The following is a 9,670-nucleotide window of genomic DNA, read 5'->3' on the forward strand; positions in this document are numbered from 1 at the left end:
CGGATGATCACTTGGTGCCACGCCGCATCCTGCTCCAACGTGTAGCTTCCCGCGTAGTACACGCCCCAGATGTAGCACACCAACCACCCCATCCAGTAAAAGTACCGCTTCAGCTCCAGCTTATGGTCCAGGTTCGCCAGGTTCCGGTCCCGCGTCACCCAGATCCACCCGATCGTCACTGCAAAAAACACCGCGTTCGCTAAAATGTTAAACCGCCACAGCCCCATCCACACCGAATCAAACTCCGGGGTCATGGAGTCTAACCCGTGCGAGTACCCGAACGCCCGCTGGTACAGCACCCAAAATACTCCAATCCCCAAAATCGCCAACCACCCGATCTTCACCGGCTTCGAATCGTACCACTGCGAGATGTCATACCCTTTATCAACAGTCGCCTGAGGTGATGCCATGTCTAGACCTCCTTTGCTGACAATACATTAATGTGTAATCGCCAGGTTTGTTAAATTGGGCGTCCGGGAAACATCCAGACTGTGTGCATCGGCCACAACCAATGTCCAGGCCCCTTCTCTAGCCGCCGCCAAAATGCTCCTTTCGTTAAAGAGCGGCCCGCCCCGTCTAATATTTAGCAAGGCACCACTTTGTGTGCCATAAGGCAGTTGCCTAAGGTGTCTAAGGAAATTCCACTGGATGAATGGGGCAAGGATAGGAATAAACAGTTATTCGGAAGAAGGAGTGAGGCCGTGGGCCAGTGCGTACTTTGTCAGTTCAGCCGTCGTATGGAGGCCCAGCTGCTCCATCAGCTTCGACTTATGATACTCGACCGTCTTCGGAGATAGACCGAGCGTTGAAGCGATTTCTTTGAGCGTCAGTCCCTCAGCCACTAGCTGTAAGATCTCCCGCTGGCGCATCGGTAAGCGACCCTGGCCGTCGGCATCCGGCTCCGTTTCCGAGATCGCTGATTGGACAAGTTCCTTTGCAATCAACGACGTGACGTAATAATTCCCCTTCTTCACCGCTTCGATGGACTGTAACAGCTCGGACCCCGCCGACCGTTTCAGCAGGTAGGCTGATGCACCGGCCTTGAAAGCTTGATTGACATAGTCCTGATCCGCGTGAACAGTCACAAAAATCAATCGAGCCTGAGGGACTATCTTTCGCAAACGGCGCGCCGCATCGAGGCCGTTCAGCTTCGGCATCGAAATATCCATGACCACAATGTCGGGCCGCAATCGTTTCGCCGCATCCAGCAAAGACCGGCCGTCCTCCACGGAACCCACCACCTGACAATGTTCTTCCAGCAGTTTTTTGAATCCTTCCAGCACTAATGCATGGTCATCCGCCAAGAGTACGCGAGGCTTGCTCATGCACGCTCCTGTTTGAACGGCGCCCAGGCACAAATACGTGTCCCCTCGCCCGGTGTCGATTGTATATCGAAGGACCCGGCAACTAAGGAGACGCGTTCCTTCATACTCAACAAACCGAGGCTCCCTCGCCGGCCGCCGTCACGATTCACGTCAAATCCCACTCCATCATCGCTCACCATAAGCTGCAGGCCTTTTCCCGATCGCTGAAGCTCCACGCGCACGCTCTTTGCCTTGGCATGGCGAGAAATGTTTGCCAGGCCTTCTTGTGCGACGCGGTACAAGCAGGTGACGAGGCCTTGCGCCAAGTGTTGCGGTATGTCTTTTCCTATGAACCGGGCATCGATACCGGTGCGGGTTTGAAAGTCGTCGACAAGGCGCCGAAGCGCGATGGATAAACCCAGATCGTCAAGGACGGATGGGTGAAACTGATAGGCCAAGCGGCGAACGTCTTCCGAAAGCTCGACAAGACGGTTCTGAATCGCGCGCACCGTTCTGACTGTACCGACCGGGGCGTTCGAGAGCTGTTGTTCCAACATTTCGATGTCGATCGACAAAAGCGCCAGCCGTTGATTGATATCGTCATGCAGGTCTCGAGAGATTCGCCGTCGCTCTTCCTCTTGAAGGCGAAGAAGCTGGGAGGCAAGCAGTCGAAGGTCCCGTCGGTTGGCTTCGAGCGAATGTTCGGTATCGATTCGTTTCGATACCTCGCTGACAAGCGCGTTGTTGACGGCCATAAGCTCTTCGCTGCGTGCATGTAGGCGCGCTGCCCAGCCTTCATCCAGCCTCTGGAGTTCCTCCTCGCGTTCACGGCGTTGTAGAAAGTACCAAATGGGCAGTCCGATCAATGCCATACCGAAAACCCGAATGACCAAGGGCTTCCACACAGGTTCATCCGAATCCTGAGGCGAGAGAGTGGTGACATTCTCACGTGTCACCGATATGAGAGTTTCCACTTCGAACGGCGTCGATATCTGGTGAGGGAACAGCGACAGGAAGGATTTCGCCACTTCAGTCGGGAAATGAAGAATCAGCAATCCCACCATCAATGCGACGATACCGCCGGCGAAGATTCCCGTTCTAATTCGTGAGACAAGCATGAAGTGCCTCCACCACCCGAATTATCCACCTTCCAGGTCAGTCAATCAAGAAGGACGGATAGAGGCACTACGGTCCTCGAGCTGATCAGTTCGCCGGCCGGTTCCCAGAACGTAGACCGCATCCAAGCAACCCGCGTCAAGCTCAACCAAGCGTCAGCCTATCCCATGCCTTCTTCCAACACCTGCTTAGCCGCGCTTTTTTTACGGCCCGCTAGACAGCTGATCTTCCCCGAGTATAATGACATTCTGTTCATGCGTATGACCGGATTTCTGGTGCTGCTCGTCGATCTCATGGCATCCTCCTCTCATCCGACATCGTCGGGAGCCGGGCTGAATTATGAGGACAGTCCGTCTCTTGGCTCGCTGCGGCTTTGCTGGACAGCCTTTGAGCATCCCGAGGTTATTCTGAGCGGCCATATTGTCGGCATCCACTGAATGTTTGGAAGCCGTTAAAGGATTCACATGTCACATACGTTGAAACAAGTGCTCACCATTGCCGGCTCGGATTCCGGCGGAGGCGCAGGTATCCAGGCGGACATCAAAGCCATGTCGGCCAACGGCGTGTTCGCCATGTCAGTCATCACAGCCATCACGGCTCAGAATACCGAAGAAGTGACGGATGTCTTCGAATTGCCGCCGGCCATCATTGCGTCGCAACTGGACGCAGTCTTCGATGACTTCGATGTCGCTGCAGTCAAGACCGGAATGTTGTCTTCGGCGGCCATTATCGAGGTGGTCGTTACCATGCTGGAACCACAGCACGTCGCCAACCTGGTCGTGGATCCGGTGATGGTCTCCAAGAGTGGTCATTCTCTCTTGCGACCGGACGCCATCGAAGCCGTTAAAACCAAGTTGCTCCCGGTTGCCTTAGTGGTGACACCAAACGTGCATGAGGCGCAGCAGTTGTCGGGAATTGAAATTGCCTCGTTAGCCGATGCCCGACGAGCGGCCAAAGTGATTCATGGCTTCGGATGCAAATATGTATTGATCAAAGGCGGACACTTGATCACTGAACGGGCAACGGACCTGCTCTATGACGGACGGTTTTTTAACGTCTTGAAGGGAGAGTTCATCGAGACCCGCCATACTCATGGCACAGGCTGTACATTCGCCTCCGCATTGGCCGCTCATCTTGCGCGAGGAAGATCCGTCTTAGATTCGGCGCACGCCGCCAAGTCGTATGTCACGGAAGCGATCCGACATGGCTTAGCAATCGGCCACGGACAAGGACCGACGGACCATTTTTATTTCTTGGAGCGATAGCGGCACGCCGATGTTCGCGCGAACCCTCTCTCCTCTCACGCTTTGCGTCACGGGTCTCAGCTGGCTGGCGCTGGCGTCGATTCTCGGCCTAACAACCCTGATCGGGTTGGTTCATGGCACCCCGTTGCCGTCGTGGGTCCGGGCGTTCCATGTCCATGCTGCCTTGGTCGGGGGCGTGGCCCAATTCATTCTGGGCGGATTCATCTTCATGATCCCTCCGCCGAGCTCGGCAACCCAAAAAGAAGCGGACTCCCATTCCCTCATATTCTGGGCAATGAACGGCGGCTTGATTGGAATGCTCGTGGGGTTCTGGCTGCACCGGAACCTCATCGTGGGTGTGGCCGGTCTCGTGGTGATAGCCGCGTTTCTCTCTATCCTCCACACCATTTGGGTCCGTGCGAGCCGAACTTGGAAGTTCTCAATCAGAGATTCTTGGCATTACGCGCTTTCCCTTTTGTGTCTTGTCGGTGGTTCGGCCTGCGGAGAAATCATGGCGTTCGGGTTCGTTCCGGAATCCCATGGCTACGTACGCCTCGCGCACATTCACCTGGGGGTGCTCGGCTTTGCGACCTTGGCCATCATCGGCATGGTGCACCATCTCCTGCCGACGGTCTGGAATCGTCCTCGCTTGAGCCCCAAACTTGCCCGGGCAGGAACGATCCTGATGCCGATAGGCGCGGCCCTTTTAATCGTTGGATTCTTGAACTCATCGGTCCGGACTGAACTGGCCGCCGGTGCCATTCTTTTCATGGGCGGGATTTTCTGGACCGGCAGTCTGTTTCGAACGTGGCTTTCCTCGGCTCCTACCGGCAGCGCCGCTTCAGACCATCTCTTCGTCAGCGCATTCTTTCTCCTCTTTACCATCATTCTGGGCGGTCTTGTAGGAGCAAATCACTTCTCCGATCCCCCTGTACTCCCGTACGGAAAACTGCATCTAGTGGCCTATACACATATGACGTTCGTGGGCTTCATCATGAATGCCCTCATGGGCGTTTGCTCTTACTTCATTCCCCTCGCCGTAGCAGCCGATCGGATTCCCAATACCAAGAAGCGTGGTGCGTATCTTGATCAACTGAACACGATGATGAACCGCTGGCGCACCGTTCAAATCGCCGCACTCAGTCTGGGAACCATGGGGCTTGGTCTTTTGGCCGCACTCACTTGGAATGTGCCGCTGACCTCCCTCTACATTCGTATTGCAACCTGGACCTCGCTTGGCTTCCTTATGACCGGCGTGGCCATCTTTGCAGTCAAGCTGACTTCGGTTCTCACCAGGAAACCTGACCGGCTTCGGACAGATCAGACCTCGGCCGACCAATTCAAGCTCACGGCTTGAACCTCGGACCGGTTCGACTCTCGCCCTCACCTCAGGCACCGACTCTGATACAATCCTTCCATGGAAGAGCGGTTCTCATTTTTCGATCCTCATGGCCATCGGGTAGCCGCTATCTTGACCATCCCCAACGGAGGGACGGACAAGATCTCCATCCTCTGCCATGGGTTTCTTTCATCGAAAACCAGCTCGACGAACAATGCGCTGACCCGCATGCTGATCGGTCGCCATATCGCCACCTTTCGTTTTGATTTTTTCGGCCAGGGGGAAAGTGAGGGCCCGTTCGATCAGATTACCGTCAGCTTGGCAGTTGAACAGGCACATAGAGCGGTCGATCTCATGAAAGAGCGCGGGTATCGGCACATCGGCCTGATGGGATCGAGTTTCGGCGGCCTGGTATCGATTTTGACTGCTTCGCAACGGTCGGACTTGACCTGTCTTGCCTTGAAATGTCCCGTCGTTGATTTTGCCGAGGAGCTACGGCTCGAATTTGGGGTAGACGGAATGGCACAATGGAAGGCAACCGACACGATTCCGAACATCATCGGTGGCTCTCAACAAATACCGCTTCGCTATGCCTTTTATGAAGATGCTCTCCGTCAAATTGCCTATGATCCCGCGCGATCCATCACTGCGCCGACCGTCATCGTGCAAGGTGACTGCGATGAGCATGTCCCGCTGCACCAAAGCCGGCAGCTCTTCGAGGGGCTTCGAGCCAAGAAACATCTTGAGCTGTTGCCCGGCGCCGACCATCAGTTCACGAAGGGCGAAGATTTCACACGGATGACACAGGTCATAGCCGATTGGCTGATACAGCATCTGTCGACAGCTCAGTCATAATCAGCCGGCAGAAAGCGAACGATGCTTCGTCGCAACACTACCATTGTCGTTCCTTTAGCCTGACCGTCAGGTCCGATGTGCAGATTCCCGTACCAATTGGTTCATTGCCTGAATGATTTTTCATACAAGCCGGCTGGCTCATCTTTCCACCGGCTTTCACTATCCGCCAGAAACGTTCTGCAACATAGCTTTATGAGCATTGTCCTTCAACGCAACCGAGGAGTAATCCTGGCACATTGGTTGCGTAGTTGCGTGGCTTCCTTTACTCAAAGTAGAGACTTCCTTTTACGCATCATATGACTTGTTCGGATCGTCGAAGACATATAGTTCTCAGGCTGTGGGGCGCGCTGGTTCTTGTACCATTAGCGAGCGTCGCGTGGGCAGAGGGATCCGATAGGACCTCTCACAGTTTGATCCACCGTCCATCCGTGGCCTCGCCTGCGCCAAAACTCGATCCCATCCCGAGCCAGGCCCAATCGATTCTCCAACAGGTCGTTCCTCATACGTTACTCAAGAAGCCGACGCCGCCGACGCCGCCAGTTGAACCAGCGGGTGCGGTTTCCCCATTAAGTTCCTCACAATTAGGCGCCTCGGCTTCTTCGATGAACCAAGCGGTCCTCCCCGGAATTTCTCCTGCATCAGACACTCGCCCATCGGCTGGAGTTTCGACGGGAACAGCCGCCGCGCCACTGGCCTCCGCAGCAGTCAGCCCCAGGACGGAATCTTCCCGTCTTCCCGGTGCACTACAACGTCTGTTGCGGGACAACCCGGCCTTCATCAAGCTCATGCACGTTCCTGCCCCTGTCGAATCCACACCGCCTCCGTCGCAATCTCCACCATCGACGGCTCCGCCACCAGTTTCACCGATCAACAAGGTGACACTCACGTGGGCCGCAAACAAGGAGTCTGATCTGGCCGGGTATAAGATCTATGTAGGAACATCCTCAGGTACCTACGACTTCCCTGGCTCGCCATTCATCATCGGCAAGATCACGACGTATATAGTGACGAACCTCCAACCGAAAACGACTTACTTCTTCGCGGTTTCTGCCTATGACATCGCCGGTAACGAAAGCCCGCTCTCGAACGAAGCCAGCAAGAGCATCTTTTGACGGTTGCTGAACCCTCCTCGTTCTCATCTACACCGCTTAGCTGGGGAAGATACTAGTCGTTTTGGGACGCGTTAGAGGTCCATAAGAGATCGTGCGATGGAATCCTCGCGGGAATTGCGGTTCACGTTCTCAAGTCTATAGACGCCTCCATATCCAGAGCATTGAAAAGACAGAAGGTCCTCATGCGGAGTCGCACCTCCGAACGTCATGAATGCAAATGTAATCCAGGACATTCTATTACAGGTACTGTTCGCCCTTGCCTATTACGCGATTCTGGTGACCGTCATGCGGCTCGCCGGGAAACGGCTTGCCGGTCAGACCACCACATTTGATCTGGTGATACTCATCACCATCAGTGTCGTGCTGCAGACCACGGCACTTCGCGAAGGTGTGCTTAACGCGATTGTATTCATCGCAACGGTATTCGGATCGCACCAACTCCTCGCGACGGCATGCGCCAGGTCAAAACGCATTCGCACAATTGTGCGCGGTTGTCCGCGTCCTCTTATACGGAATGCTCATGTGGATTATGAGGCCTTGGCAAGTGAAGGACTCTCGTATGAGGAATTACTGGCGGGTTTGCGGAAGCTCGGCTACTCCTCTCCGAACGGAATAAGCATAGCCACTCTCGAAGAGACTGGGCACATCAGCGCGATTGCGATGGAACGTGACGAAAAGTCTCCACCAATAGACCGGGGCGTGGAAGTAAAGCTCGCAAAGTGAGCCTTAACCGGCCGCCTTCGTCACTGCTGAACAGGAAAGCGAATAATACGAGACTGGGAACTGTATCATCGTGGACGCTGGATTGGCCGGCCTCACCTGTGCGTTTGAGCCGGCCGAGCGCGGACGGCACCCATCTGGTCCCACTTACGACTCTTCCAGTTGAATCGTCTCCACATGGACCTTGGCGATTCCTTTATCGACAAATCCAAGCTGTTCGGCTGCTCCTTCGCTCAAGTCGATGATCCTCTTCCCCGAGTCCGGATTGTGCTGACTGGGGAATGGGCCGCGGTCATTCACTCTCACAATGATTGACCTTCCATTTTCAAGATTCGTCACCTGCACGTGAATCGGAAGCGGCAGATACTTATGGGCTGCCGTCAATGCCCGCGGGTTAAACAGTTCGCCGTTGGCCGTCATGGAACCCTTGTTCTGACGCCTTGTTTCTTCCCCATACCAAGATGCCAGGCCCGTCTCTTCATAGCTCTGAGCGCTGGAGACGCTCATCGGCACATAATACCGGCCTTTGACCGTATAGGGTGCGTTTTTCACACGCCCAAGGCGAATCGCTTCCTTGACCGGAAGTCCATCAATGGTCTGAACGTCGTCCCTCACCAAGGGATACTCCAATGGCGCACGAACGACCTCAAATGTAAACTTGCCGATGCGGTACACGAGTTTGGTCGTTCCTGTGGTCAATTGATAAGCTCCTCGCACGACCCATACGGTCCCTTTCACCGTTCCCTTAACGACACGATAACCCGTCTTGATCGTCGAGAAAGTCCAGTCAATCACTGAACAGGAGGCAAGACTCAGAATGGCGAGAAGGAGCAGCAGCGAAAGAAAAGTAACCGGCCTAGGACCTTCACAAAGACGCTGTAAGGACAGAGGATAAGATTTCATTGCTCAACACGTGACACCGTCATGGTTCCTGCCCCGTCAGCGAACATTCGAGAGCAACCTTATCTATCACCTAATGGGGAAAATAAAAAGGTCGCCGTGGGGATCTACATGCCCCGCTGGCTGGCCTATGCCGCAATGTCATCTATTTACTGAAAGTTATGGGCTTCTCGAGAAGAGTCAAGAATCGTGGACAAATGGTGATCTATGCAGCCGATCGTTTACGGTTGGTTGAGCCCTTGATGGAACGTCTGGATGCCTGAGTCGACTTCCCTGCGGCATCACATAGGATGCGTAAGGCTTGGTTTACAGAAGCTGAATCGGGAAATACTTTCGCCAATTCAGGATCGACGAGCACAAGATTTGTCCCCGCCATTGCTTGCTTATAGTATTTCCCCCTCACGTTGCCCTTCAGTTTTGTCAAATCGTACTCAGGTCGGAGACCGTCCTTGCCCCCTTTAGAGGAAATCTTCCGCATACTGTTTCCTTTCTTTTGGAGTTGCTTTCCTCGCGCTTATGATTCGAATCCGCTCTCCACGATCACAATGCGAGAGGAACAGCACACGACCTTGTGTTGATATACCGATAGTAATTTCTCGTGGCTCTTCGTCCGAATGGTCTGGGTCCTGGAAGGTCAGCGCATCTGCATCCTGAAAAACCGAAGCCGCCTCCTCAAACGACACGCCGTGCTTCCGTCGGTTGGCTTCAGCCTTCCTCGGATTCCACTCATACGTCACAGGCTAAGATAACATGTCTCTGCATCTTTAAGCGAATCAGAAATCCGGCGGCGTGATTGCCTGCCGAAAGATTCAGCGTGTGCGTGGCATCATGTCCATGTTTGGCGAGCAGGGCACAAAGGCGGCGTGGGAGATGCGCATCAACCAGAAATTTCACGTCAAGGCCAGATGAATACTCTTGACTGCCAGTATCTTACGCAAAACTCCAAACAAGCCAAAATATCGTCTCGCTCCAAATCAGGAAATTCGGCCAAGACCTGCTCCACGGAATCCCCTCCGGCCAGATATTCAAGAATACTTTCTACGGAGTACCGCAAGCCGCGAATATCGAAACGTGAATGAT

Annotated in this window: 13 protein-coding genes; 6 read left to right on the top strand and 7 right to left on the bottom strand. The window is 54.4% G+C overall.

All coding sequences use genetic code 11. From position 1 onward, the window contains the following. From ACOSYY_RS10010 to ACOSYY_RS10020, 3 genes are all read right to left on the bottom strand, one after another. Nucleotides 1-410 (bottom strand): methane monooxygenase/ammonia monooxygenase subunit C (locus ACOSYY_RS10010; RefSeq protein ID WP_421662155.1); only part of this gene is annotated, 410 nt, incomplete at its 3' end. 267 nt (nucleotides 411-677) lie between these two features. After that, on the bottom strand, nucleotides 678-1,325 hold the full coding sequence (locus tag ACOSYY_RS10015; protein ID WP_421662156.1) for a response regulator: 648 nt from the start codon (nucleotides 1,323-1,325) through the stop codon (nucleotides 678-680). Beyond that, a complete protein-coding gene (locus ACOSYY_RS10020) occupies nucleotides 1,322-2,422 on the bottom strand; it encodes a sensor histidine kinase (protein WP_421662158.1) in 1,101 nt (366 codons plus the stop codon). The genes ACOSYY_RS10015 and ACOSYY_RS10020 overlap by 4 nt, the downstream gene beginning before the upstream one ends. Before the next feature lie 3 nt (nucleotides 2,423-2,425). On the opposite strand from ACOSYY_RS10020, the gene ACOSYY_RS10025 reads away from it, so the two are divergent. From ACOSYY_RS10025 to ACOSYY_RS10050, 6 genes are all read left to right on the top strand, one after another. Next, the gene (locus tag ACOSYY_RS10025) at nucleotides 2,426-2,857 is read left to right on the top strand and encodes a hypothetical protein (RefSeq protein WP_421662160.1); all 432 of its coding nucleotides are present in this window, start codon (nucleotides 2,426-2,428) and stop codon (nucleotides 2,855-2,857) included. 39 nt (nucleotides 2,858-2,896) lie between these two features. Further along, a complete protein-coding gene (gene thiD, locus ACOSYY_RS10030) occupies nucleotides 2,897-3,685 on the top strand; it encodes a bifunctional hydroxymethylpyrimidine kinase/phosphomethylpyrimidine kinase (RefSeq protein WP_526023312.1) in 789 nt (262 codons plus the stop codon). A 10-nt stretch (nucleotides 3,686-3,695) separates the two neighbouring features. Next, a complete protein-coding gene (locus tag ACOSYY_RS10035) occupies nucleotides 3,696-5,021 on the top strand; it encodes a hypothetical protein (RefSeq protein ID WP_421662164.1) in 1,326 nt (441 codons plus the stop codon). 60 nt (nucleotides 5,022-5,081) lie between these two features. Then, nucleotides 5,082-5,858, top strand: a complete 777-nt coding sequence (locus ACOSYY_RS10040) for an alpha/beta hydrolase family protein (RefSeq protein ID WP_421662165.1) — start codon at nucleotides 5,082-5,084, stop codon at nucleotides 5,856-5,858. A 410-nt stretch (nucleotides 5,859-6,268) separates the two neighbouring features. After that, nucleotides 6,269-6,970 (top strand): fibronectin type III domain-containing protein, encoded by a 702-nt coding sequence (locus tag ACOSYY_RS10045; protein WP_421662166.1) that lies wholly within the window; start codon nucleotides 6,269-6,271, stop codon nucleotides 6,968-6,970. A gap of 207 nt (nucleotides 6,971-7,177) precedes the next feature. Continuing rightward, a complete protein-coding gene (locus tag ACOSYY_RS10050) occupies nucleotides 7,178-7,693 on the top strand; it encodes a DUF421 domain-containing protein (RefSeq protein ID WP_421662167.1) in 516 nt (171 codons plus the stop codon). Nucleotides 7,694-7,837: 144 nt separating this feature from the next. On the opposite strand, the gene ACOSYY_RS10055 is transcribed toward ACOSYY_RS10050, so the two are convergent. From ACOSYY_RS10055 to ACOSYY_RS10070, 4 genes are all read right to left on the bottom strand, one after another. Then, entirely contained in the window at nucleotides 7,838-8,593 is a 756-nt protein-coding gene (locus ACOSYY_RS10055) for a septal ring lytic transglycosylase RlpA family protein (protein WP_421662169.1), read from the bottom strand. A gap of 202 nt (nucleotides 8,594-8,795) precedes the next feature. After that, complete coding sequence (locus ACOSYY_RS10060) at nucleotides 8,796-9,068, bottom strand: hypothetical protein (protein WP_421662170.1); 273 nt, start codon at nucleotides 9,066-9,068, stop codon at nucleotides 8,796-8,798. After that, nucleotides 9,049-9,327 carry a BrnT family toxin gene (locus tag ACOSYY_RS10065; protein ID WP_421662172.1) on the bottom strand — a complete coding sequence of 93 codons (279 nt, stop codon included), beginning with the start codon at nucleotides 9,325-9,327 and terminating at the stop codon, nucleotides 9,049-9,051. Before ACOSYY_RS10065 ends, ACOSYY_RS10060 begins: the two co-directional genes overlap by 20 nt. Before the next feature lie 158 nt (nucleotides 9,328-9,485). After that, a partial coding sequence (locus tag ACOSYY_RS10070; RefSeq protein ID WP_421662173.1) for a DUF433 domain-containing protein occupies nucleotides 9,486-9,670 on the bottom strand: 185 nt, incomplete at its 5' end.

The sequence above is a fragment of the Nitrospira sp. BLG_2 genome, assembly GCF_049222245.1.